Origin of the sequence: Aquabacterium humicola (assembly GCF_030167915.1) — a bacterium.
Classification (GTDB): Bacteria; Pseudomonadota; Gammaproteobacteria; order Burkholderiales; family Burkholderiaceae_C; genus Pseudaquabacterium; species Pseudaquabacterium humicola.
The window spans coordinates 393,470-416,984 of sequence record NZ_JARGNB010000006.1 but is presented as its reverse complement, the minus strand read 5'-3'; the positions used below and the strand labels follow the sequence as shown (position 1 = coordinate 416,984).

General features: G+C 70.7%; 19 protein-coding genes. 12 read left to right on the top strand and 7 right to left on the bottom strand.

Annotated elements, in window-relative coordinates:
• Positions 1-218 precede the first annotated feature (218 nt).
• The 8 genes from P1K89_RS25160 (at position 219) to P1K89_RS25125 (ending at position 9,711) form a co-directional block, all read left to right on the top strand.
• The gene (locus P1K89_RS25160; protein WP_284619269.1) at positions 219-1,664 is read left to right on the top strand and encodes a sensor histidine kinase; all 1,446 of its coding nucleotides are present in this window, start codon (positions 219-221) and stop codon (positions 1,662-1,664) included.
• 146 nt (positions 1,665-1,810) lie between these two features.
• On the top strand, positions 1,811-3,016 hold the full coding sequence (locus P1K89_RS25155; RefSeq protein WP_284619268.1) for a maltoporin: 1,206 nt from the start codon (positions 1,811-1,813) through the stop codon (positions 3,014-3,016).
• A 57-nt stretch (positions 3,017-3,073) separates the two neighbouring features.
• On the top strand, positions 3,074-4,336 hold the full coding sequence (locus tag P1K89_RS25150) for an ABC transporter substrate-binding protein (RefSeq protein WP_284619267.1): 1,263 nt from the start codon (positions 3,074-3,076) through the stop codon (positions 4,334-4,336).
• A gap of 122 nt (positions 4,337-4,458) precedes the next feature.
• On the top strand, positions 4,459-5,337 hold the full coding sequence (locus P1K89_RS25145; RefSeq protein ID WP_284619266.1) for a carbohydrate ABC transporter permease: 879 nt from the start codon (positions 4,459-4,461) through the stop codon (positions 5,335-5,337).
• Entirely contained in the window at positions 5,334-6,188 is an 855-nt protein-coding gene (locus P1K89_RS25140) for a carbohydrate ABC transporter permease (protein WP_284619265.1), read from the top strand. The genes P1K89_RS25145 and P1K89_RS25140 overlap by 4 nt, the downstream gene beginning before the upstream one ends.
• Before the next feature lie 14 nt (positions 6,189-6,202).
• On the top strand, positions 6,203-7,336 hold the full coding sequence (locus P1K89_RS25135) for an ABC transporter substrate-binding protein (RefSeq protein WP_284619264.1): 1,134 nt from the start codon (positions 6,203-6,205) through the stop codon (positions 7,334-7,336).
• A gap of 24 nt (positions 7,337-7,360) precedes the next feature.
• A complete protein-coding gene (locus P1K89_RS25130) occupies positions 7,361-8,437 on the top strand; it encodes an ABC transporter ATP-binding protein (protein WP_284619263.1) in 1,077 nt (358 codons plus the stop codon).
• A gap of 2 nt (positions 8,438-8,439) precedes the next feature.
• Positions 8,440-9,711 carry an AGE family epimerase/isomerase gene (locus P1K89_RS25125; RefSeq protein ID WP_284619262.1) on the top strand — a complete coding sequence of 424 codons (1,272 nt, stop codon included), beginning with the start codon at positions 8,440-8,442 and terminating at the stop codon, positions 9,709-9,711.
• A 38-nt stretch (positions 9,712-9,749) separates the two neighbouring features.
• Here the strand turns inward: P1K89_RS25125 and slmA are convergent, their stop codons facing one another.
• The 3 genes from slmA to argB all read right to left on the bottom strand — a co-directional run bounded on the left by slmA (position 9,750) and on the right by argB (position 12,156).
• On the bottom strand, positions 9,750-10,430 hold the full coding sequence (slmA, locus tag P1K89_RS25120; RefSeq protein ID WP_284619261.1) for a nucleoid occlusion factor SlmA: 681 nt from the start codon (positions 10,428-10,430) through the stop codon (positions 9,750-9,752).
• 125 nt (positions 10,431-10,555) lie between these two features.
• Positions 10,556-11,242 carry a pyrimidine 5'-nucleotidase gene (locus P1K89_RS25115; protein ID WP_284619260.1) on the bottom strand — a complete coding sequence of 229 codons (687 nt, stop codon included), beginning with the start codon at positions 11,240-11,242 and terminating at the stop codon, positions 10,556-10,558.
• 5 nt (positions 11,243-11,247) lie between these two features.
• The gene (gene argB, locus P1K89_RS25110) at positions 11,248-12,156 is read right to left on the bottom strand and encodes an acetylglutamate kinase (protein WP_284619259.1); all 909 of its coding nucleotides are present in this window, start codon (positions 12,154-12,156) and stop codon (positions 11,248-11,250) included.
• 105 nt (positions 12,157-12,261) lie between these two features.
• Here argB and dmeF point away from each other — a divergent pair, with 105 nt between their 5' ends.
• The 3 genes from dmeF to P1K89_RS25095 all read left to right on the top strand — a co-directional run bounded on the left by dmeF (position 12,262) and on the right by P1K89_RS25095 (position 17,417).
• Positions 12,262-13,317, top strand: a complete 1,056-nt coding sequence (dmeF, locus tag P1K89_RS25105) for a CDF family Co(II)/Ni(II) efflux transporter DmeF (protein WP_284619258.1) — start codon at positions 12,262-12,264, stop codon at positions 13,315-13,317.
• The gene (locus P1K89_RS25100) at positions 13,314-14,405 is read left to right on the top strand and encodes a calcium:cation antiporter (RefSeq protein ID WP_284619257.1); all 1,092 of its coding nucleotides are present in this window, start codon (positions 13,314-13,316) and stop codon (positions 14,403-14,405) included. Before dmeF ends, P1K89_RS25100 begins: the two co-directional genes overlap by 4 nt.
• 102 nt (positions 14,406-14,507) lie before the next feature.
• Complete coding sequence (locus P1K89_RS25095) at positions 14,508-17,417, top strand: CHAT domain-containing tetratricopeptide repeat protein (protein ID WP_284619256.1); 2,910 nt, start codon at positions 14,508-14,510, stop codon at positions 17,415-17,417.
• 29 nt (positions 17,418-17,446) lie between these two features.
• Here P1K89_RS25095 and P1K89_RS25090 read toward each other — a convergent pair whose 3' ends face one another.
• The 4 genes from P1K89_RS25090 to P1K89_RS25075 are packed head-to-tail and all read right to left on the bottom strand — an operon-like array spanning position 17,447 to position 22,585.
• On the bottom strand, positions 17,447-18,928 hold the full coding sequence (locus P1K89_RS25090; protein ID WP_284619255.1) for a dihydrolipoyl dehydrogenase: 1,482 nt from the start codon (positions 18,926-18,928) through the stop codon (positions 17,447-17,449).
• Between the two features lie 27 nt (positions 18,929-18,955).
• Complete coding sequence (locus tag P1K89_RS25085) at positions 18,956-20,281, bottom strand: dihydrolipoamide acetyltransferase family protein (RefSeq protein WP_284619254.1); 1,326 nt, start codon at positions 20,279-20,281, stop codon at positions 18,956-18,958.
• A 2-nt stretch (positions 20,282-20,283) separates the two neighbouring features.
• Positions 20,284-21,345 (bottom strand): alpha-ketoacid dehydrogenase subunit beta, encoded by a 1,062-nt coding sequence (locus tag P1K89_RS25080; RefSeq protein ID WP_284619253.1) that lies wholly within the window; start codon positions 21,343-21,345, stop codon positions 20,284-20,286.
• Positions 21,346-21,358: 13 nt separating this feature from the next.
• Positions 21,359-22,585 (bottom strand): 3-methyl-2-oxobutanoate dehydrogenase (2-methylpropanoyl-transferring) subunit alpha, encoded by a 1,227-nt coding sequence (locus tag P1K89_RS25075; protein WP_284619252.1) that lies wholly within the window; start codon positions 22,583-22,585, stop codon positions 21,359-21,361.
• Between the two features lie 334 nt (positions 22,586-22,919).
• On the opposite strand from P1K89_RS25075, the gene P1K89_RS25070 reads away from it, so the two are divergent.
• Complete coding sequence (locus tag P1K89_RS25070; protein WP_284619251.1) at positions 22,920-23,477, top strand: GNAT family N-acetyltransferase; 558 nt, start codon at positions 22,920-22,922, stop codon at positions 23,475-23,477.
• Positions 23,478-23,515 lie beyond the last annotated feature (38 nt).

Sequence of the window (23,515 nt, the reverse complement as noted above, 5' to 3'; positions counted from 1 at the left end):
CGCCGGCGCTGTGCGAAACGAGCGCAGCGAGTGAAGCTAAATGGACGGCGCGCCCCCGAGCCGCTCGAGCCCGGGAAGTCGGCCCCCCCGGGGCCGACCGCCGGAGTCGCGCGGTGCGGGCTGCCCGGCCGCGCCTTTGTCGCTCCACAAATCGCCAGTCCTTCGATTACGCACGCGAACGACCACAACGGGCCGACAGCAGCCACGTGGCCCCCTGAATGCGTCCACCCCCATTCCTGACCCGTGCGCTCGGCAGCGCGCTCGGCCACCGCTCGCTGCACCGCCAGCTGCTGCTGTGGCTGCTGCTGCCGCAGCTGGTGCTGTGGATGGCCGCGGCCTTCGTGACCTACAACGTCGCCGAGCGCTACGCCAGCCGCGGCATCGACGCCAGCCTGCTGCAGGCCACGCGCTCGCTGGCGCGACAGGTCAAGCCGATGAGCGACGGGCTGTTCATCGACTTCCCGCGCGCCGCGCAGGACATCATCGAGGCCGACCCCGACGACCGCGTCTACTACATGGTGTCGACGCCGCCGGGCAAGTTCATCCTCGGCAACCGGCAGCTGCCGCTGCCGCCGGGCGCGGAAACCCCGCGGCTGGGCGAGCCGGTGTTCTACGACGCGAAACTCGACGCCGTGCGCATCCGCCTCGCGGCGTTGTTTCTGCCGATCGGCGAAAAAGGCTCGAACCAGGTGCTGCTGGTGCAGATCGCGCGCAGCCAGGCCAGCCGCGACGAGCTGGCCAAGAGCATCCTGCTCGACACGGTGCTGCCGCTGTCGGCACTGATCGCGCTGATGACGATGATCGTCTGGGCCGGCATCCGCGCCGGCCTGGCGCCGCTGGCGCGCTTGCGCGCGCTGGTCGAGGACCGCGCGCCGAACGACCTGGCGCCGCTGCAGCTCGAGGCGGCGCCGCAGGAAGTGCGTTCGCTCGCCCGCGCATTGAACGACCTGCTGGCCGCGGTGCAGGAAAGCGTCGCGGCGCAGCGCCGCTTCATCAGCAACGCGGCGCACCAGCTGCGCACGCCGCTGGCCGGGCTGAAGAGCCAGGCCGAGATCGCGCTGCAGACCAACCGCGATCCCGAGCTCGCCGCACGGCTGCAGCGCGTGCACGAAGGCGCGGTGCGCAGCGCGCACCTCGTCAACCAGCTGCTCACCTTGACGCGGGCCGAGCCCGAGGCTGCTGCGGCGCTGCCGCGCAGCACCGTCGACCTGCGCGCGCTGGTCGTCGCGCTGGTCGCCGAATGCGTGCCGCGGGCGCTCGCGGCCGGCATCGACCTCGGCGTCGACGAGGCGGGTGATGACACGCAAAGTGGGCGGGTGAACATCCTGGTGATGGGCCACGAGCTGCTGCTGCGCGAGGCCGTTTTCAACCTCGTCGACAACGCGATCCGCTACGCCGGCCGCGGCACGGAGGTCACGGTGTCGGTGCGCGCCGAGGGCGGCCACGCGATCGTCGAGGTCGCCGACAACGGCCCGGGCCTGAGCGCCGAGCAGCGCGAAGCCGTCTTCGGCCGCTTCGTGCGCGCCACCCACGAAGGCACCGGCTGCGGCCTGGGCCTGGCGATCGTGCGCGAGATCGCCGAACGCCACCGCGGCCAGGTGAGCCTCCAGCCCAACCAGCCGCAGGGCCTGCGCGCGCGCCTGGACCTGCCGCTGCAGACTTGATCAATCCCTGAACGTAACATTAATCTAGCATTAATACCTAGAGACTCTCATTAAAGCTTTATGGAACATTAACGCTGCCTTGCGTTGATGCTCCGTGGCTGCACGGGCGGCGAGGCACCCCCCACAACGACGGAGACCTCGACGCCATGCATGCACCCATCCCTTCCCCCAGCGCCACGCCGCGCCGCGCCCGGCTGGCCTCGGCCGCCGCGCTCGCGCTGCTCGCCGCCGCCGGCAGCGCGCAGGCCGTCGACTACACCGGCTACTTCCGCGCCGGGCCGGGGCTGACCTCGGAGGACACGTCCCGTGCGTGTTATGGGCTGAACGGCGGCAGCGCCGGCATGAAGTACCGGCTCGGCAACGAGTGCGACTTCTACGGCGAGTTCCAGCTCAGCCAGGGCTTCCAGAAGGACGGCATCGACTACCGCGCGACGCTGATGGTCAACCAGTACACGCCGCAGACGCAGAACGCCGGCGACAAGGGCCTGAACATCGAGCAGATGTGGGCCGAAGCGCGCGGCTTCGACATCGCGCCGAACGCCACCTTCTGGATCGGCAAGGAACGCGGCCGTCGCGGCGACGTGCACATCGTCGACACCTTCTTCATCGAGATGCTCGGCGTCGGCGCCGGCTTCAAGAACCAGCCGGTGGGCGCCGGCAAGCTCGGCGTCGCCTTCTACAAGACCGACAGCGACTACCCGCGCCCGGGCAACCGCGTCAACGTCGAGTACCTCGGCCTGCCGGTCAATCCGGACGGCACGCTGAACTTCTTCTTCCACGCCACCAAGGGCGACTTCAAGGGCGGGAAGTCGGGCGCCGGCTTCACCGTGCGCCACGACCAGGCCAAGCTCTTCGGCACCGGACTGTCGAACAGCCTGTGGCTGCAGTTCGCGCAGGGTTCGGCCGGCCTGAACGGCAACTGGGGCGACCTGACCGCAGGCTCGAAGGCAAAGAGCTGGCGCATCGTCGAGACCTTCAACGGCCAGAGCGGTGCGCTCGGCGGCCAGGCGATGCTGCTGCTGGCGAGCGAAAAGAACGGCGCCGGCCTGAAGACCGATTCGGCCAGCGTCGGCGGTCGCGTGTCGTACGCGCTGACGAAGAACTTCAAGCTGCTGGCCGAAGCCGGCCTGTCGCAATACAAGCCCGAAGGCGGCCAGACCGCGCGGCTGACGAAGTTCACCTTCGCGCCGACGCTGTCGGTGGGTCCCGACTTCTGGACGCGACCGGAGTTCCGCCTCTACGTGACCACCGCGAAGTGGAACAAGGCCGCCGGCAACGTGACCGGCCAGGCCGCCTTCAACGGCGAGACCTCGGGCACCAGCTACGGCGCCCAGGTGGAGTGGTGGTTCTGACGATGGTCGGCCGCACCCACGCGGCCTAAGCTCGCTCAACTCTCAGGAGACAGACAGATGAATCGAATCCAGACCCTGCGCCTCGGCGCGATCACCCTCGCCTGCGGCGCGCTGCTCGCGGGCACCGCGGCGCAGGCCGGCGAAGTGGAAGTGCTGCACTGGTGGACCTCCGGCGGCGAGGCCAAGGCCGCGGCCGCGCTGAAGCTGACGCTGCAGAAGGGCGGCCATCGCTGGAAGGACTTCGCGGTGGCCGGCGGCGGCGGCGATTCGGCGATGACGGTGCTGAAGTCGCGCGTGGTCTCGGGCAATGCGCCCTCGGCCGCGCAGATCAAGGGCCCGTCGCTGCAGGAATGGGCGCGCGAAGGCGTGCTGGCCAACATCGACGACGTCGCCAAGGCCGAGAAGTGGGACGAGCTGCTGCCCAAGGTCGTCTCGGACATCATGAAGTACAAGGGCAACTACATCGCCGCGCCGGTCAACGTGCACCGCGTCAACTGGCTGTGGGCGAACCCCGAGGCCTTCAAGAAGGCCGGCGCCAAGGTGCCGACCACCTGGGACGAGTTCTTCGTCGCCGCCGACGCGCTGAAGAAGGCCGGCATCATCCCGGTCGCGCATGGCGGCCAGAACTGGCAGGACTTCACCACCTTCGAGAGCGTCGCGCTCGGCGTCGGCGGGGCCGACTTCTACAAGAAGGCGCTGGTGCAGCTGGACGCGGCCACGCTCACCGGCCCGCAGATGACCAAGGTGCTCGAGACCTTCAAGAAGGTCAAGGGCTATACCGACAAGAACGCCGCCGGCCGCGACTGGAACCTGGCCACCGCGATGGTCATCAAGGGCGAAGCCGGCATGCAGCTGATGGGCGACTGGGCCAAGGGCGAGTTCATCGCCGCCGGCAAGAACCCGGGCACCGACTTCGTCTGCGTGCCGGCCCCCGGCACCGCGAAGGCCTATACCTTCAACGTCGACTCGTTCGCGATGTTCAAGCTGAAGGACGCGGCCAACGTCGCGGCGCAGAAGGAGCTGGCCAAGGAGATCATGGCGCCGAATTTCCAGGAGCTCTTCAACCTCTACAAGGGCTCGATCCCGGTGCGGCTGAACATGAAGATGGACAAGTTCGACGAGTGCGCCAAGGCCTCGTCGAAGGACTTCGTCGACACCGCCAAGTCCGGCGCGCTGGTGCCCTCGATCGCGCACGGCATGGCCGTGCCCTCGGCCGTCGAAGGCGCGATCAAGGACGTCGTCAGCCAGTTCTGGAACGACGACAAGATGACGGTGGCCGATGCGCAGGCGCGCATCGCGAGCGCCGCGAAGACGAAGTGATCCAGGCGAGCGAGCGATAAGAGAGAGCTGCTTCTTCACCGGAGCTTGGCGCCACGTGTCGCTGCCGCGCGCGTGGCGCCCTTTTGAACCCGCTCATTTCAGCGAACAGGTTTCTGCAACGAATGTCCGCCCCGAGCGCATTGCGCACCCCCTGGCTGCCCAAGCTCGTGGTGGCCCCCAGCTTCGTGCTGGCTCTGTTCTTCATCTACGGGCTGATCGCCTGGAACGGCTACCTGTCGCTGTCCGCGTCACGCCTGCTGCCCAACTACGAGTTCGTCGGCGTCGAGCAGTACGTCAACCTCTTCGAGAGCGAACGCTTCCGCGTCGCGCTGAAGAACATGGCGATCTTCGGCGGCCTGTTCATCGGTGGCGCGATGGCGCTGGGGCTCTTCCTGGCCATCCTGCTCGACCAGAAGATCCGCGCCGAAGGTGTGCTGCGCACGATCTACCTTTACCCGATGGCGATCTCGTTCATCGTCACCGGCACCGCGTGGAAGTGGATGCTCAACCCCGGCCTCGGCCTCGAGCACCTGATGCACCAGTGGGGCTTCACGGCCTTCAGCTTCGACTGGCTGGTGCAGCCCGACAAGGCGATCTACTGCGTCGCGATCGCCGGCATCTGGCAGAGCGCGGGCTTCGTGATGGCCCTCTTCCTCGCCGGACTGCGTGGCATCGACGAATCGATCATCAAGGCCGCGCAGGTCGACGGCGCGAGCCTGCCGCGCATCTACTGGCGCATCCTGATCCCCAGCCTGCGGCCGGTCTTCTTCTCGACCTTGATGGTGGTGAGCCACCTGGCGATCAAGAGTTTCGACCTGGTGATGGCGCTGACCGCCGGCGGCCCCGGCTACGCCACCGACCTGCCCGCGACCTTCATGTACGCGATGAGCTTCACCCGCGGCCAGCTGGGCCTCGGCGCCGCCAGCGCGACGGTGATGCTGGCCACCGTGGCCGCGATCGTCGTGCCCTACCTGTATTCCGAGCTGAGGTCCAAGAAATGAATCGCCTGACGATTCACCGCGTGCTCCTGTGGACCGTGCTGCTGCTGTTCGCGGCCTGGTTCCTGGCGCCGCTGTACGTGATGCTGGTGACCTCGCTGAAGGACATGGAGCAGGTGCGCACCGGCCATCTGCTGTCGCTGCCGACCGACCCGACCTTCGCCGCGTGGGCCAAGGCCTGGAGCAGCGCCTGCACCGGCACCGACTGCGGCGGCCTGAAGCCCTTCTTCGTCAACAGCGTGCTGATGGTGGTGCCGGCGGTCGCGGTGTCCACCTTGATCGGCGCGCTCAACGGCTACGTGCTCAGCAAATGGCGCTTCCGCGGCAGCGAGACGCTGTTCGCGCTGATGCTGTTCGGCGTCTTCATGCCGATGCAGGTGGTGCTGCTGCCGATGAGCCAGGTGCTCGGCTGGCTCGGCATCGCCAGCTCGATCTGGGGCCTGATCCTCGTGCACGTGATCGCCGGCATCCCGTCGACGACGCTGTTCTTCCGCAACTACTACGTCGGCCTGCCCGACGAGCTGGTGAAGGCGGCGATGCTGGACGGCGCGTCGTTCTGGCAGATCTTCACCCGCATCGTGCTGCCGCTGTCGACGCCCATCCTCGTCGTCACGCTGATCTGGCAGTTCACCAACATCTGGAACGACTTCCTTTACGGCGTGGTGTTCTCCGGCGCCGACTCGAAGCCGATCACGGTGGGCCTGAACAACCTGTCGAACACCTCGAGCTCGGTCAAGGAATACAACGTCGACATGGCCGCCGCGCTGATCGCCGCGCTGCCGACGCTGTTCGTCTACGTCGTCGCCGGCAAGTACTTCGTGCGCGGGCTGACGGCCGGCGCCGTCAAGGGCTGAGCGCGGACAACACGATGGCCAGCACGCGCCGCCAGTTCAGCCTCGCCGCCGCGGCCGCCTTCGCCGCGCGCGGTGCCGCGGCCGCGCCGACACCATCGGACTGGCCGGTACTGCAGGTGGTGCCGCTGTCCGGCGTCAACGGTGGCATCGGCTGGCACCTGCGCGTGGGCGCGCTGGTGGCCTTCGCCGAGGCGAATGCCGCCGGCGCAGCGTTCGGCCGCACCCTGCGGCTGATGACGCTGGACGAAGAGCCCGGCCAGGTCGCCGCGCAGGTGCGCGGTGCGCTGCGCGACAGCGAAGCCCTCGCGCTGCTCGCGCTGCATGGCCGCGGCACCGTCGGCGAGCTTGCGCGCAGCGGGCTGCCCGCGCGGGCCGGCCTGCCGGTGCTGGGCGTGATGTCCGGCAGCGCCAGCGCACCCGGCTTCGATGCACCCTGGCTCTTCAACATCCGCGGCACGTTCGCGCACGAGATCGACCAGGTGCTCGCCCATGCCGCGACAGTGCATGCCCGGCGCATCGTGCTGGTGACGGGCCACGACGACGACGGCCATGAGGTCGCCGCGCTGGCCGCTGCGCGCGCCGGCAGCGCCGGCCTGCAGCTGATGACCGTGCCGCCGCATCCGGCCGACAGCGCCGAAGTGGCCGAGGCGGTGACCGCCACGCTGCGCCTGCCGCACGATGTCGTCGTGCTGGCCACCAACACCGCGGCCGTCGCGTACTTCGCGAAGCTGTATGCCGCCGGCGGGGGCCGCGCGCGGTTGATCGCGCTGTCGTCGGCCGAAGCGACGCAGCTGGCCGCGGTGGTCGGCGCGAGCGCCGCGCGCGGGTTGCTGATCTCGCAGCTGGTGCCGCATCCGCGCGATCCGAAGATCCGGCTGATGCGCGAGTTCAGCGCCGCGTACAAGCGCCATGGTCCGCCGGAACTCGCCCCGACCTTGGCGATGACCGAGGCCTACATCGCCGCGCGCGTACTGATCGCGCAGCTGCAGCGCACCGGCCCGCAGGCCACCGGCGCAGCGCTGCAGCGCACGCTGGCCGCTGCGCCGCCGAGCTTCGAGCTTGCCGGCCTGCCGCTGAGCCTGAAGCGCCGCGGCGCCACTTTCCGCAGCCTCTCGGCCATCGGCCGCGACGGCCAACTGCTTTTCTGAAGCCTTCAACGAAAGAAGCCGCGCATGGGAGCCCTGTCCATCCGCCAGGTCCGCAAGACCTTCGGTCCCGTCGAGATCCTCAAAGGCATCGACATCGAGATCGAGGCCGGCGAATTCCTGATCCTTGTCGGGCCTTCGGGCTGCGGCAAGTCGACCCTGCTGAACATGATCGCCGGGCTCGACGTGCCGACCTCCGGCTCGATCCACATCGGCGAGCGCGACGTCACCCACGTGCCCAGCAAGGACCGCGACATCGCGATGGTGTTCCAGAGCTATGCGCTCTACCCGAACATGAACGTGGCGCAGAACATCGCCTTCGGCCTCGAGATGCGCAAGGTGCCGAAGCCCGAACGAGAGGCCGCCGTGCAGCGCGTCGCGAAGATGCTGCAGATCGGCCACCTGCTCGATCGCAAGCCCGGCGCGCTGTCCGGCGGGCAGCGCCAGCGTGTCGCGATGGGCCGCGCGCTGGCGCGCGACCCGAAGCTGTTCCTCTTCGACGAACCGCTGTCGAACCTGGACGCCAAGCTGCGCGTCGAGATGCGCGCGGAGATCAAGCTGCTGCACCAGCGCACGAAGACGACCACCGTCTACGTCACGCACGACCAGGTCGAGGCGATGACGCTGGGCGACCGCATCGCGGTGATGAAGGACGGCGTGGTGCAGCAGTTCGGCACGCCCGACGACATCTATGGGCGGCCGGCGACCCGCTTCGTCGCCGAGTTCATCGGCTCGCCGGCGATGAACATGATCACCGCCACCGTCGCGGCGAACGGCCACGGCCCGTCGCTGTCGTCGCACGGCATCGAGCTGGCGGCGAACGACAGCCAGCGCGGCGCACTGGCGAAGGCCGCGGGCAGCGAGGTGGTCTACGGCCTGCGCCCCGAGTGCCTGCAGTTCGCCGACACCGGCCTGCCCGGCACGCTGGCGATGATCGAGCCCACCGGTCCCGAGACCTACCTGCTGGTCGACACCGCCGTCGGCCAGCTGACGGTGCGCGCGCCGGGCCATGCGCATCAGCGCGTCGGCGAGCGCGTGCACCTGCAGTGGCAGCCGCAGGACGCGCACCTGTTCGACGCGCGCTCCGACGCGCGCCTGGCCTGAGCATGCAGGCGATCCCGCCGTTGCCCGACTTCCGATCGCCCGCATTCCTGCGCGGCCACGTCCTTCAGACGTTGGCGTTCTACGACGGCCGCTGCATCGACCCGACGGGTGGCTTCTTCCACAGCTACCGCGACGATGGCCGCGTCGACGATGAACGCACCCGCCACCTGGTGGGCAGCACACGCTTCGTCATCACGTTCGCGATGGCGGCGCGTGCGTTCCCGGCGCATCCGCGCGCGAGCGCCTGGCGCGAGGCCGTCGCGCACGGCCTGCACTTCCTCGAGACCGCGCACCGCGACCCGGTGCACGGCGGCTACCACTGGCTGATCGATTGGGACGGGGCGCGCGCCACCGTGCGCGACGGCACCAAGCACTGCTACGGCCTGGCCTTCGTGCTGCTGGCCTATGCGCAGGCGTTGCGCATCGGCATTCACGGTGCGGCCGCGGGCCTGCACGCGACGGTCGAGCTGATGGAGCAGCGCTTCTGGGAGCCCGCGGCGCAGCGTCATGCCGACGAGGCCAGCGCCGACTGGACCGTCTCGCCCTACCGCGGCCAGAACGCCAACATGCATGCCTGCGAGGCGATGCTCGCGGCCTTCGATGCCACCGGGCAGGCCTGGTTCCTGGCGCGTGCCGGTGCGATTGCCGAGAGCATCACCGTCGGGCTCGCCGGGCAGCAGCCCGACGGGCTGGTCTGGGAGCACTACGACGCGTCCTGGCGCATCGACCGCGATTACCACCGCGACGATCCCGCGAACCTGTTCCGCCCCTGGGGCTTGCAGACCGGCCACCAGACCGAATGGGCCAAGCTGCTGCTGGCGCTCGAAGCACGCGTGCCCGATGCACACACCGGCCTGGACCGCGTCGGCCGTGCGCAGCGTCTCTTCGACCTCGCATGGCGCGCAGGCTGGGACGAAGCGCACGGGGGTCTCGTCTACGGCTTCATCGACGGCGACGACGAGCGGCCCGGCCGCTACGCGGTGTGCGATGCGCACAAGTACTTCTGGGTGCAGTCGGAATCGTTCGCCGCTGCCGCGCGGCTGGCTTGCCGGCTGCCCGATGCCGCGGCGCGTGCGCAGGCCTGGCGTCGGTATGACCGGTTGTGGGACTACGCGTGGTCCCATTTCGTCGATCACCGGCACGGCGCCTGGTTCCGCATCCTGACGCCGGACAACCGCCGCCTCGACGACCACAAGAGCCCGCCCGGCAAGACGGACTACCACACGATCGGAGCGTGCCTGGACGTGCTGGAGACGCTGGGCGACGGCGCCTGAACGGCCCGCCGCGCACGAGTGCGCGAGCGCGCGCGGCGCTACTCGGTCAACCGCGGCAGCAGCGACTCGAGGTGCTCGGTCGGGCTGCGCTTGAAGCCCGAGCGCGCATAACGCTGCAGCCGGCCGACGATCATCGCGGTCAGGCCGGAGGCGAGCGCGTTCGCATCGACCGTCGGCGTCATCGAGCCGCCGGCGTCGGCGGCATTGCGCAGGCCCTGCCGCAGCTGGCCTTCGACGCGGTCGAAGAACTGGTTCATGCGCGCGATCAGGCGTTCGTTCTCGAACACCAGCGCATCGCCGACCATCACCCGCACCATGCCGGGATTCTTCTCGCCGAACTGCAGCAGCATCGTGGCGATCTTCTGCGCCTGCACCGCGCCGCCGGGCTCGCGTTCGGTGATCTGGTTGACCAGCGTGAAGACGCTCGACTCGATGAACTCGATCAGCCCCTCGAACATCTGCGCCTTGCTGGCGAAGTGACGGTAGAGCGCCGCTTCGCTGACTTCCAGGCGTGCCGCGAGCGCGGCGGTGGTGATGCGTTCGGCGCCGGGCTGCTCGAGCATCGCGGCCAGCGTCTGCAGGATCTGCACGCGGCGCTCGCCGGGGCGCGGGCGCTTGCGCACCGGGGCGGCAGGCGCCGCGTCGTTCGCCACCGCCAGCGGCACGTCCTGCTCGGGTGCGACGCTGGCGTCGCCGGATGGCACTGACTGGTCGGACATCTCGGCGTGAACGGTTGTCATGGTGCGCGCGCACGAAGGCGCGAGAACCGAAACATTCTGGCACAGCCCCCCCGAGCGGCCGGGGGCAGGTAAACACTAGGAGCGCTCGGCGCGAAAGCGGCTCTTCAGCCGTGGGCCATGCGCAGCAGCGGCCGCAGGGTGCGCACCACGCGGTGCACGTACGCCGGGCGCTTGCTCCAGCGCTCCCAGTGGCCGCCGTACGGATTGGCGCGCGCGTAACGCTGCATCCACACCGTGCGCATGCCGATGCGGCAGGCCGACTTCTGGTGCTGCAGCGTGTCCTCCACCAGCACGCAGCGCGACGGGTCAACGCGCAGCCGCGCGGCGATGCAGCGCAGCATGCGCGCATCCGGCTTCGGCCGCCACTGGCCGAAGCACACCATGTCCTCGATCGCCAGGACACCGTCGAAAAGGCGCTCGATGCCCAGTGCGCGCAGCACGCGCAGCGCGTAGCTGCGCGGTGCATTGGTCAGGATGTACTTGCGCCCGCGCAGGCGCTGCAGCGCGACGAAGTCATGCCGATGGCCTTCCACCTGCGCTTCCAGCCCCGGCAGCCGGTGCGTGTCTTCGAGGAAATGCGCGGGCCGGATGCCATGGTGCCGGTGCAGCCCGAGCATGGTCGCGCCGTAGCGCTGCCAGTAGCGGTGGCGCAGCGCGTTCGATTCCGCTTCGTCCAGGCGCAGCTCGCGCATCACGAACTCGCCCATCGAGCGGTTCAGCGCGCCGAACACCTGCGAGCCGGCGTCGTGCAGCGTGTTGTCGAGGTCGAAGAGCCAGACGGTGCGGGCCATGCCGCTCAATGCGACCGGATCATCGTGCCGTAGGCCTGGTCCGTCAGGATCTCCAGCAGCATCGCGTGCGGCACGCGGCCGTCGATGATGTGCACCGCGTTGACGCCGCTCTTCGCGGCATCGAGCGCGCCGGCGATCTTCGGCAGCATGCCGCCGGAGATCGTGCCGTCGGCGAACAGCTCGTCGATGCGGCGCGCGGTCAGGTCGGTCAGCAGCTGGCCTGCCTTGTCGAGCACCCCCGGCGTGTTGGTCAGCATCATCAGTTTTTCGGCCTTCAGCACCTCGGCCAGCTTGGCGGCGACGAGGTCGGCGTTGATGTTGAAGCTCTGGTGGTCCGCGCCGAAGCCGATCGGGCTGACCACCGGGATGAACGCGTCGTCCTGCAGCGCCTTGACGACGCTGGGGTCGATCGACTCGATCTCGCCGACCTGGCCGATGTCGTGCTCCTTGCTCGGATCGTCCTTGTCGGGCATGCGCAGCTTGCGCGCGCGGATCATGCCGCCGTCGAAACCGGTCAGGCCCACCGCCTTGCCGCCGGCAGCGTTGATCAGGCTGACGATGTCCTGCTGCACCTCGCCGCCCAGCACCCACTCGACGACGCCCATCGTCTCCTCGTCGGTCACGCGCATGCCCTGGATGAAGGTGCCCTTCTTGCCGATCCTGGCCAGCGCCTCGTCGATCTGCGGCCCGCCGCCGTGCACGACGACCGGGTTCATGCCGACCAGCTTCAGCAGCACGACGTCCTCGGCGAAATCCTGCTGCAGCGCCGGGTCGGTCATCGCGTTGCCGCCGTACTTGATGACGATGGTCTTGCCGTGGTACTTGCGGATGTAGGGCAGCGCCTGCGACAGGATCTCGGCCTTGTCGCGCGGCGTGACGTGGTCCAGGTTCGGCGTGGCGGCGGTGTGTTTCATGGCCTCGCTCGCAAGCGGTCGAAAGGGATGCGGTCATTGTAGGCACCGCGACATCGCACCGAGGGCAAGCGGCCAGCGCACGGCCGCCTTTGCTACCCTCGGCCGATGGCCACGCCGACGCCCACCCACCAGCACGACCTGCGCCCGTTCCGCCACGACCATGCCTTCGGCAGCAGCGATGCCGAGCAGCGCGCGCGCGGCCGGGCGCTGGCCGGTGTCACGGGGCTGACGCTGGTCACGATGGTGGTCGAGCTGATCGCCGGCTGGTGGAGCGGCTCGCTCGCGCTGCTGGCCGACGGCTGGCACATGGGCACGCATGCGGCGGCGCTGGGGGGCGCGTGGTTCGCGCTGCACTGGTCGCGCAAGGTCCGCGACGACGAACGCTACGCCTTCGGCGGCTGGAAGATCGAGGTGCTCGCCGGGTACACCAGCGCGCTGCTGCTCGCGGCCGTGGCGATCGGCTTGGGCCTCGACGCGGTGCAGGTGCTGATCACGCCGCGGCCGGTGGCTTATCGGGAAGCGATGGCGGTCGCGGTGCTGGGGCTGGTCGTGAACCTCGCCAGCGTGTGGCTGCTGTCGCGCGGCCAGGGCGGCGGGCCGGGGCACGATCACCACGGGCACGGGCACGGGCACGGACATGCACATGGACATGTTCACGGTCACGACCATGGCCACGCCCACCACCACGACAGCAACTTCCGCGCGGCCTATCTGCATGTGCTGGCCGACGCGCTGACCTCGGTGCTGGCGATCGGCGCGCTGGCCGGCGGGCTGTGGTTCGGCTGGGGCTGGCTCGACCCGGTGGTCGCGCTGGTCGGCGCGCTGATCATCGGCCAGTGGAGCTTCGGCCTGCTGCGCGACACCGCGACCGCGCTGGTCGACTCCAGCGCCAAGCCGATGCTGCGCGACGCGGTGCGCGCGGCGATCGAAGCCGATGGCGACGCGAAGCTCGCCGACCTGCACGTGTGGCAGGTCGGGCCCGAGGCCTGGTCGGTGGTTGCCAGCGTCGTCGCCGACGATCCGAAGCCGGCGCTGGCCTACCGCCAGCGGCTCGAAGGCATCGGCGGGCTGCGCCATGTCACCGTCGAGGTGCATCGCTGCACCGGCGCGGCCACGGCGTCCGGCGCCGCTCATGCGTCGGGCACGCACGCTCATCCATGACGTCAGCATCCCGGCTGTTCGCCGCCTGGCCGTGGCTGGTGCCGCTGGCGGCCGCGATCCTGCTCGCCACCGCTGCGTTCGTGGGGGTGGCCGGCGCGCTGATGGTGATCGCCTGCGTCGCCGCGCTGGTCGGCGCGGTGCTGTCGGCGGTGCACCATGCCGAGGTCGTCGCGCACCGCATCGGCGAGCCCTTCGGCACGCTGGTGCTGGCGGTGGCGATCACGGTGATCGAGGTCGCGCTGATTGTCGCGATGATGCGCGCCGGCGGCCCCGACAAGGCCACGCTGCCGCGCGACACGATCTTCTCGGCGCTGATGATCATCTGCAACGGCCTCGTCGGGCTGTGCCTGCTGGTCGGCGGGCTGCACCACCGCGAGCAGAGCTTCCGCGTCGAGGGCGCCAACACCGGCGTCGCGGCCCTCGTCGCGCTGTCCACCCTGTCGCTGGTGCTGCCGGCCTTCACCACCAGCACCGCCGGCGGCACCTACAGCGTGGCGCAGCTGCTGTTCGCCGCGGTGGCGTCGCTGGCGCTGTGGGCGGCCTACGTGTTCTTCCAGACCGTGCGCCACCGCGACTACTTCCTGCCGCCGGGTGCGCGCGCCGACGAGGACGCGCATGCGCCGCCGCCGACGGCCCGCGCGGCGTGGACCAGCTTCGGCCTGCTGCTGATCGCGCTGGTGGCGGTGGTCGGCCTCGCCAAGCTCTTGTCGCCGGCGATCGAGGGCGGGCTCGCTGCCGCCGGTGCGCCGCCCGCGGTGCTGGGCATCGCGATCGCGCTGCTGGTGCTGCTGCCCGAGACCTGGGCCGCCGTGCGCGCCGCGAGGGCCGACCGCATGCAGACCAGCCTGAACCTCGCCTACGGCTCGGCGCTGGCCAGCATCGGGCTGACGATCCCCGCGGTGGCCATCGCGTCGATCCTGCTCGGGCAGCCGCTGGTGCTGGGGCTCGACCCGAAGGACCTCGTGCTGCTGGTCCTGACCTTCCTGACCACCACCTTCACGCTGGTGTCCGGCCGCACGAACCTGATGCAGGGTGCCGTGCACCTGGTGATCTTCGCGGCCTTCCTGTTCCTCGCGCTGGTGCCCTGAAGCCGGACCAGGGCATCCAAAGTCACACCCCGGGCTGCAGTCGCGGCACTAGCATCGGTGCCTCGCACGCCGGCGCCGGCGTGCCGGGTGCGGAGGTGAACGATGCGTGCCATCACGGTCCTGTCATGCAGTCTGGTGACGGTCGCACTGCTGCTGTCGCCGGGCATCGCCGCCGCGCAAGCCGATGAGCGCACCGAGGCGCCCTCGGGCGCCGCGCCGAACGCCGCCGAGACGGCCCGCCTGCGCGAGCGCCTGCTGGCGCCGATCCCGCCCGAGATCACCGGCGCGAAGCTGAACCAGATGCTGGTCGAGCGGATCGAGGTCGCGCTGCGCCATGGCGACCGCGGCCTGCACCGCGACCTGCTGGCGATGGCGATGGACCGCGAGCCGACGGCGCCGCGCTGGCCGAACGACCTGGCGATCATGCTGGCCGACGAAGGCCGCTTCGCCGACAGCGAGAAGCTCGTCAGGCAGGCGCTGTCGCTGGCGAAGCGGCCGGTCGACCGCCTGTTCTTCGAAAGCCGCCTGGCGCGCCTGACCGCCGCGCGTTATGCCGACGACGAGGCCCGCACGCAGGCCACGCGCATCATCGACGAGGCGCTGGCGCTGCAGGCGGGCAACCTGAACGACTCCGAGCGCATCGCCGCCGCGCGCGTGATCGCCACCGCGCACGGCCTGCGGGCCCACCTCGAGCAGCGCCGGGGCCGCCACGCGGACAGCCTGGCGGCACTGAAGCTGGCCGAGAAGCAGGCGCAGGAGGCGCTGGCGCTCGCGCAGCGCACGAAACACCCGGTGGCGATCCGCCATGCCGCGTCGGACCTCGCGCAGTTCCAGAAGGAGATCGCCGCGCGGCTGGTCGACCTGGACCGTTTCGACGAGGCCGCCGCCGCGCTCGACGCGCACCGCGCCTTCATCCGCGAGCACAACCTGCCGCCGGGCTGGGACATCGGCGCCGCGGTGGCCGCGGCGAACCTGCGCTATGCGCAGCGCGACTTCGCGCAGGCCGAGACCCACCTGCGCCGTGCGCTGGCACTGCGAGATCAGCTGGGCACGCAGTCGATGACGGTCGGGCGCGTCGACGACGTCGGGCTGCTGACCTGCGCGCTGTGGGCGATGCAGCGCTCGGCGGAGGCCTGGCGCGAGATCGAAGCGCTCGATGCCCGCGCGCGCGGCTTGCCGGCGCTGGCCGGACGTGTCCGCATGCCGTTCTCGCGCGGCCTGGTGCTGCTGGGCATCGGCCGCGCGGGCGATGCGGCGAAGGAGTTCGACGCCCTCGCCAGGTCCAACCTGCGCACCTGGGGCGAAGGCCACTACGCGCATGCGCAGGCCGAGGGCCTGCAGGGCGTCGCGCTGTGGCGCAGCGGCAGCGCGGCCAGCCGCGACGAGGCGCACGAGCTGCTGCGGCGTGCGACCACGCGCCTGCTGTCGCCGCAGCAGATGGGCGTGCAGCTCGATCGCGGCATCCGGCCATTGATCCGCACGCTGATCCTGTCCACCTACGTCGAGGCCGCGGCCGCGCGCGGCGGCCTGCCGGCGCTGCTGGCGCTGGGCGTCGCCGACGGCCTGGGGCCGGGTGTCACCGCCCAGGCGATGGCCGCCGCCGCGCTGCGCGGCGCCTCCGGCGACGAGGAGTTGCGCGGCCTGGTGCGCGACGACCAGGACGCGCAGCACGAGATGCAGGCGCTGCAGGTCTCGCTGGCCCAGGGCGGCAACGACGCCCCGCCGCCCGAGGCGGCGCAGAAGATGCGCGCGCGCCTGGTCGAGCTGGAACAGCGCCGCGCGCAGGTGCGCGTGCAGGTGCGCGCGCGCTACCCGGCCTACGACCAGCTGGCCAGCCCGCCGCAGCCGAACACCAGCGCCGTCGCACAGCTGCTGGCCGGCGACGAGGCGCTGGTCTTCCTGCTGCCGCGCGAGCACGAGGTGCTGGTGTGGGCGATCACCGCGCAGGACCTGCCGCAGTTCGTGCGCGTCGAGCTCGCCGCGCGCCAGCTCGAAGCGCTGGTGATGCGCGTGCGCAAGAGCGTCGAGTTCGGACGCGGGCCGCTGCCGAAGTTCGATGTCGACGCCGCACGCCAGCTGCACGACCGGCTGATCGCGCCGGTCGCCCCGGCGCTGGCCAAGGCCCGCCACCTCGTCATCGCCACGTCGGGGCCGCTGGGTTCGCTGCCGTTCGCGGCGCTGGTCACCGGCGACGCCGCGCCCGACGGCACCCTGCCCTGGCTGATGAAGCGCTGGACCATCGGCCAGGTGCCGAGCGTCTCGGCCTGGCTGTCGCTGCGCGCGCTGCCGCCGGCGCGGCCGGCGCCGGAGCCGCTGATCGCGTGGGGCGACCCGGCCTTCGCGCTGCCGGGCGCCCGCGGCGCGGGCGCATCCACGCGCGCCGGCGCCGCCTTCCGCTACGGCGACCTGCCGCCGCTGCCCGAAAGCCGCGACGAGCTGCAGGGCATCGCCACCTCGCTGAAAGCCGATGCCGGCCGCGACCTGCTGCTCGGCGCCGCCGCCACGCGCGACAGCGTGCTCGCCGCCAGCCGCAACGGCACGCTGGCGCGCAAGCGCGTCGTCGTCTTCGCGACGCACGGGCTCGTCAGCGGCGACCTGCCGGGGCTGCAGCAGCCGGCGCTGGCGCTGGCCGCCGCTCCCGGCGACAAGACGCCGCTGGCGCCGCTGCTGACCTTGGACGACGTGCTGGCGCTGAAGCTCAACGCGGAATGGGTGGTGCTGAGCGCCTGCAACACCGCAGCGCCGGACGGCCGCGGCGACGAGGCGCTGTCGGGCCTGGCGCGCGGCTTCCTCTACGCCGGTTCGCGCACGCTGCTGGCCACGCACTGGGCGGTGGAGACCGAAAGCGCCAAGCGCCTGACCACCGCCACCTTCGAGCACCGCGCCACGAACCCCGGCGCGCGCAAGGCCGAGAGCCTGCGCCAGGCGATGCTGGCCCTGGCCGGCACGCCGCGCTACGCGCACCCGGCCTACTGGGCGCCCTTCGTGCTGCTGGGCGACGGCGGGCCCTGACCGGCGCTGGTGGGGGCGCGGCGGCCCGATCAGACGTGCAGCGCGTGCCCCAGCGCGCGCAGCGCGGCTTCCTGCACCGCTTCGCCTAACGTCGGATGGGCGTGGATCGTGCCGGCCACGTCTTCCAGCGTCGCGCCCATCTCGATCGACTGGCTGAAGGCCGCGGCCAGCTCGGACACCGCGCGGCCCACCGCCTGCCAGCCGACGATCAGGTGGTTGTCGCGGCGGGCGACGACGCGCACGAAGCCCTCGGTCGATTCCAGGCTCATCGCGCGGCCGTTGGCGGCGAACGGGAAGTGCGCGTGCATCACGTCCAGGCCGCGCCTGCGGGCTTCCCCGGGATCGAGCCCGACGACGACGACTTCCGGATCGGTGAAGCACACCGCGGGAATCGCCGCCGGCGTGAAGCGGCGCTTGTGGCCGGCGATCACCTCGGCGACCAGTTCGCCCTGCGCCATCGCGCGGTGCGCGAGCATCGGCTCGCCGGTGAGGTCGCCGATGGCCCAGACATTGCGCATCGAGGTGCGGCACTGCTCGTCGACCTTCAGCGCGCGCCCGGCCATCTCCAGTTGCAGCGACTCGAGGCCGAAGCCGTCGGTGCGCGGGCGGCGGCCCACGGCCACCAGCACGCGGTCGGCCGGCAGCACGAACTGGTCGGCGGTGGCGCTGCGAACGCGCACGCCGCTGCCGTCCTCGGTCAGGCCCTCGACGCTGCAGTCCAGGTGCAGCACGACGCCCAGGCGCTTCAGGGTCGCGAGCACCGGCCGCGTCAGTTCCTCGTCATAGGCCGGCAGCACGCGGCCGGTGGCCTCGACCACCGCAACGTCGACACCAAGCTTGCGGTAGGCGATGCCCAGCTCCAGGCCGATGTAGCCGGCGCCGACGACGATCAGCCGCTTCGGCAGCGCGGCGGGCGACAGCGCCTCGGTGGACGAGATGACCGTACCGCTCGGACCGGCACCGAACGGCATGAACGGCAGCTCGACCGGCACGCTGCCGGTGGCCAGCAGCAGGTGGTCGCAGGTCAGCGTGCGGGTTTCGCCGCCGGCCTGCAGCTGCACGTCGACCGTCTTGCCATCGCGCACCGTGGCCCAGCCGCGCAGCACCTGCACGCCGGCCTTCTTCAGCAGCGCACCGACGCCGCCGGTCAGGCGGTCGACGATGCCGTCCTTCCAGCGCACGGTCTTCGTGATGTCGATCGACGGCTGCTGCACCTGGATGCCCAAGGGCGAGACTGACCCCCAGGCGGCTGCGCCGCCGCCCCCCGAGGGGGTCGAGTCGCCCGGCAGAGCCGGATCGACTCGATTGCCCCAGTGCCGCGCCTTCTCGAACTCGTCCGCCGCATGGATCAGCGCCTTCGACGGAATGCAGCCGATGGTCAGGCAGGTGCCACCGAGCTTGTCGCCCTCGACCAGCACGGTGGGGATGCCGAGCTGGCCGGCGCGGATCGCGGCGACGTAGCCGCCGGGTCCGCCGCCGATCACCAGCAGCGTGGTGTGTTGTCGTTGCATGGTCTCTGAAGTGAGCGTCCCTGAAGTTCAGTCGACGAACAGCAGCGCCGGTGCTTCCAGCAGGCCGCGCACGGCCTGGATGAAGCGCGCGGCGTCCATGCCGTCGATCACGCGGTGGTCGAAGGACGAGGACAGGTTCATCGTCTGCCGCACGATCACCGCGCCGTTCCTGACCACCGGCTTCTCGACGATGCGGTTGACGCCGACGATCGCCACCTCGGGGTGGTTGATGACCGGCGTCGACACGATGCCGCCGAGCGGCCCGAGGCTGGAGATCGTGATCGTCGAACCGCTGAGCTCGTCGCGCGTGGCCGAGTTCGAACGCGCCGCCTCGGCGAGCCGGTTGATCTCGGTAGCGATGCCCCAGACGTCGCGCGCCTCGGCATGGCGGACCACGGGCACCATCAGCCCCGCGTCGGTCTGCGCGGCGATGCCCAGGTGCACCGCGCCGTGCTGCGTCACCACGCCGGCGTCGTCGTCGAAGCGCGCGTTCAGGCGCGGGAAGTCGCGCAGCGCCAGCACCACCGCGCGGGCGATCAGCGGCAGCAGCGTGAGCTTGCCGCGCTCGGCGGCATGACGCTGGTTCAGCTGCACGCGCAGCGCCTCGAGCTCGGTGACGTCGATCTCCTCGACGTAGCTGAAGTGCGGGATGCGGCGCTTGGCCTCCTGCATCTTCTGCGCGATGCGCTTGCGCAGGCCGACCAGCGGCAGCTGCTGCTCGTCGTGGCGCTCGGCGTAGGCCGGGCCGCCGCTGCCGCGGGTGCTCATCGGCTGGCCGCGGGCGGCCAAGTAGACCTCGAGATCCTGCTGCGTGATGCGGCCGGCCGGGCCACTGCCGTGCACGAACTGCAGCTCGATGCCGAGCTCCCACGCGCGATTGCGCACCGCGGGCGAGGCGATCGGCTTCTCGCCGGCGGGGCGCGTCGGCGCGGTCGGTGCCGGCGCGCGGCGGGTGGCCGCCGCGACCGCGGGGCTGGTCGCCTCGCGCTCGGGCTCGGACCTGGGCTCGGCCTCGCGCGGCGCGGGTTTGGCCGGCGTCGGCGTCGGCGCCGGAGCGGGCGCCGCGGCGGCACCAGGCCGCGGGGAAGTTTCACCCTTCACGTTGCCGGCGCCCGCCACTTCAAGGCGGATCAGCTCGGACCCGACGGCCATCAGCTTGCCGACCTCGCCCCCCAGCGCCAGCACGGTGCCCGACACCGGCGACGGAATCTCGACGGTGGCCTTGTCGGTCATCACGTCGGCGAGGATCTGGTCTTCCTTCACCTCGTCGCCGGGCTTGACGTTCCACTGCACCAGCTCGACCTCGGCGATGCCCTCGCCGATGTCCGGCATCTTCACGATGTACTGGCCCATGCTCACTTCTCCATCGCGCGCTTGAACGCAGCGCCGACACGTTCGGGGCCGGGGAAGTAGGCCCACTCCTGCGCATGCGGGTACGGCGTGTCCCAGCCGGTGACGCGCTCGATCGGTGCTTCCAGGTGGTAGAAGCAGCGTTCCTGCACCAGCGACAGCAGCTCGGCGCCGAAGCCGCAGGTGCGGGTGGCCTCGTGCACGACGACGCAGCGGCCGGTCTTCTTCACCGACGCGTCGATGGTCTCGATGTCCAACGGCCAAAGTGAGCGCAGGTCGATGATCTCGGCATCGATGCCGGTTTCGGCCGCGGCACAGGCCGAGACCCACACCATCGTGCCGTAGGTGATCACCGTCAGTTCCTGTCCGGGGCGGAAGATCGCCGCCGATTCGAGCGGCGTCGTGTAGTGCCCGGTCGGCACGTTGCACAGCTCGTGCTTGGACCAAGGCACCACCGGCCGGTCGTGGTGGCCGTCGAACGGCCCGTTGTACAGGCGCTTGGGCTCGAGGAAGATCACCGGGTCGTCGCACTCGATCGCCGAGATCAGCAGGCCCTTGGCATCGATCGGGTTGCTCGGCATCACCGTGCGCAGCCCGCACACGTGCGTGAAGATCGCCTCCGGGCTCTGGCTGTGCGTCTGGCCGCCGTAGATGCCGCCGCCGCAGGGCATGCGGATCGTCAGCGGCGCGGTGAAGTCGCCGGCCGAGCGGAAGCGCAAGCGGGCGGCCTCGGAAATGATCTGGTCCGCCGCCGGATAGAAGTAGTCGGCGAACTGGATCTCGGCGACCGGCCGCAGGCCGTAGGCGCCCATGCCGATGGCCACGCCGACGATGCCGCCTTCGTTGATCGGCGCGTCGAAGCAGCGGGACTTGCCGTACTTCTGCTGCAGGCCTTCGGTGACGCGGAAGACGCCCCCGAAGTAGCCCACGTCCTCGCCGAAGACGACGACGTTCGGGTCGCGCGCCATCGTCACGTCCAGTGCCGAGCGCAGCGCCTGGATCATCGTCATCGGCTGCGTCGGGCCGGCATCGGCCAGCAGCTTGGCTTGTTCGGTCTTGGTCAGCATGTTGTGCTCTCCCTCAGACGCCCAGTTGCTGGCGCTGCTCGCGCAGGTGCCATGGCATGTCGCGGTAGACGTCCTCGAACATCGAGGCCGCGCTCGGAATGTGGCCATCGAGCAGCGAGCCGTGCGATTCGGCCTCCTTCTGCGCCGCGGCCACTTCGGCTTCGAGCTCCTTCTGTGCCTGTTCGTGCTGCGCCTGCGACCATTCGCCCAGGCCGATCAGGTGCACCTTCAGGCGCTCGATCGGGTCGCCGAGCGGGAAGCGCTGCCAGTCGTCGGCGGGGCGGTACTTCGATGGATCATCCGAAGTGGAATGGGGTCCCGCCCGGTAGGTCACCCATTCGATCAAGGTCGGACCGAGATTGCGGCGCGCGCGTTCGGCCGCCCAGCACGAGGCCGCGTACACCGCGAGGAAGTCGTTGCCGTCCACCCGCAGGCTTGCGATGCCGCAACCCACGCCGCGTGCCGCGAAGGTGGTGGATTCGCCGCCGGCGATGGCCTGGAAGGTCGAGATCGCCCACTGGTTGTTGACGACGTTCAGGATCACCGGCGCGCGGTAGACGTGCGCGAAGGTCAGCGCGGTGTGGAAGTCGCTCTCGGCGGTGGAGCCGTCGCCGATCCAGCCGGAGGCGATCTTGGTGTCGCCCTTGATCGCCGAGGCCATCGCCCAGCCCACCGACTGGATGAACTGCGTCGCGAGGTTGCCCGAGATCGTGAAGAAGCCGGCGCGCTTGTACGAGTACATCACCGGCAGCTGGCGGCCCTTGATCGGGTCGCGCTCGTTGCTCATCAGCTGGCACATCATCTCGACCATCGAGATGTCGTCGCGCGACAGCAGCAGGCCCTGCTGGCGGTAGGTGGGGAAGCACATGTCGCCGGGCTGCAGCGCCAGCGCATGCGCTACCGCGATCGCTTCCTCGCCGAGGCACTGCATGTAGAACGACAGCTTCTTCTGCCGCTGCGCGATCAGCATGCGAGCGTCGAAGATGCGCGTCTTCATCATCGCGCGCAGGCCACGGCGCAGCTGCACCGCGTCGAGCTGCGGCGCCCAGGGCCCGACCGCACGGCCCTGTTCGTCGAGCACGCGGATCAGCGCGTAGGCGAGGTCCTGCGTGCCGGCGTGCGCGGTGTCCACCGGCGGCCGGCGCACCTCGCCGGCGGGGGACACGTGGAGGAAGGAGAAATCGGTGGCACAGCCCGGCCGCCCGGTGGGCTCCGGCACGTGCAACTGCAGAGGCGGCAATGAGGCCGCGGGCAGAGGCGGCAATGATGCCGCGGGCAAAGCGGTCGAGGCCGCCGAAGGCGCCGCTGCCGATGGCTGCTGGTCCATGCATGCTCCGAGGCCCGATCGTGTCGGGCCGAATCGCCGTGGATGTCCCGGCCACCCGCCGGGTGGGGCGCGGTGCCGGGGCCTGTCGCGCCCGCACGGTCGGTGCGGACGGACGCGGCTAGCGTAACGGATATCCGGGGCTGCCACGGTGCGGGGCTCCCCTCGATCGCGGCATGCGCGGGGTCAAGCCGGGCGGCCCGCCTGCAACAATGCCGGCATCGCCGCTTCAGCCCTTGCGCGCCCGCCCATGCAGCTCGTCCGTCCGACCGCCGACCACCTGCCCGGCTACATCGATGCGCTGCAGCGCGGCTGGTCCGCCGACACCGTCCGCGGTGCCGCGGCGGCGGCCGAAGAGCTGGCCCGCATCGAGGCCGATGCCGTCGCCTTCATCGCCGGCATGGACGACCGCGAGGCCCAGGGCGGCCCGGTCACGCTGCCCGACGGCTCCACCGTGCCGCGCCTGCCCGGCTTCCGCCGCTGGCTGTGGGACGGCGAGTTCTGCGGCAGCATCAACCTGCGCTGGCAGGCCGGCACCGCCGAGCTGCCGCCGCATTGCCTCGGCCACATCGGCTACGCGGTGGTGCCGTGGAAGCGGCAGCGCGGCTACGCGACCGAAGCGCTGAAGCAGCTGCTGCCCGAAGCCCGCGCCGTCGGCCTGCCGCACGTGATCATCACCACCGACCTCGACAACACCGCGTCGCAGCGCGTGATCGAAGCCAACGGCGGCGTGCTGGTCGAGCGGTTCGACAAGCCGGCGCAGTTCGGGGGCAAGGCGGGGTTGCGGTATCGGATCGACTTGGCGTGAACCTTGACGTTGCAGCGCCGATCGAACCCGTCCAAGGC

Coding starts and splice junctions, on each gene's coding strand:
- P1K89_RS25160 (WP_284619269.1), top strand. CDS start 219: ATGCGTCCACCCCCATTCCTGACCCGTGCGCTCGGCAGCGCGCTCGGC.
- P1K89_RS25155 (WP_284619268.1), top strand. CDS start 1,811: ATGCATGCACCCATCCCTTCCCCCAGCGCCACGCCGCGCCGCGCCCGG.
- P1K89_RS25150 (WP_284619267.1), top strand. CDS start 3,074: ATGAATCGAATCCAGACCCTGCGCCTCGGCGCGATCACCCTCGCCTGC.
- P1K89_RS25145 (WP_284619266.1), top strand. CDS start 4,459: ATGTCCGCCCCGAGCGCATTGCGCACCCCCTGGCTGCCCAAGCTCGTG.
- P1K89_RS25140 (WP_284619265.1), top strand. CDS start 5,334: ATGAATCGCCTGACGATTCACCGCGTGCTCCTGTGGACCGTGCTGCTG.
- P1K89_RS25135 (WP_284619264.1), top strand. CDS start 6,203: ATGGCCAGCACGCGCCGCCAGTTCAGCCTCGCCGCCGCGGCCGCCTTC.
- P1K89_RS25130 (WP_284619263.1), top strand. CDS start 7,361: ATGGGAGCCCTGTCCATCCGCCAGGTCCGCAAGACCTTCGGTCCCGTC.
- P1K89_RS25125 (WP_284619262.1), top strand. CDS start 8,440: ATGCAGGCGATCCCGCCGTTGCCCGACTTCCGATCGCCCGCATTCCTG.
- slmA (WP_284619261.1), bottom strand. CDS start 10,430: ATGTCCGACCAGTCAGTGCCATCCGGCGACGCCAGCGTCGCACCCGAG.
- P1K89_RS25115 (WP_284619260.1), bottom strand. CDS start 11,242: ATGGCCCGCACCGTCTGGCTCTTCGACCTCGACAACACGCTGCACGAC.
- argB (WP_284619259.1), bottom strand. CDS start 12,156: ATGAAACACACCGCCGCCACGCCGAACCTGGACCACGTCACGCCGCGC.
- dmeF (WP_284619258.1), top strand. CDS start 12,262: ATGGCCACGCCGACGCCCACCCACCAGCACGACCTGCGCCCGTTCCGC.
- P1K89_RS25100 (WP_284619257.1), top strand. CDS start 13,314: ATGACGTCAGCATCCCGGCTGTTCGCCGCCTGGCCGTGGCTGGTGCCG.
- P1K89_RS25095 (WP_284619256.1), top strand. CDS start 14,508: ATGCGTGCCATCACGGTCCTGTCATGCAGTCTGGTGACGGTCGCACTG.
- P1K89_RS25090 (WP_284619255.1), bottom strand. CDS start 18,928: ATGCAACGACAACACACCACGCTGCTGGTGATCGGCGGCGGACCCGGC.
- P1K89_RS25085 (WP_284619254.1), bottom strand. CDS start 20,281: ATGGGCCAGTACATCGTGAAGATGCCGGACATCGGCGAGGGCATCGCC.
- P1K89_RS25080 (WP_284619253.1), bottom strand. CDS start 21,345: ATGCTGACCAAGACCGAACAAGCCAAGCTGCTGGCCGATGCCGGCCCG.
- P1K89_RS25070 (WP_284619251.1), top strand. CDS start 22,920: ATGCAGCTCGTCCGTCCGACCGCCGACCACCTGCCCGGCTACATCGAT.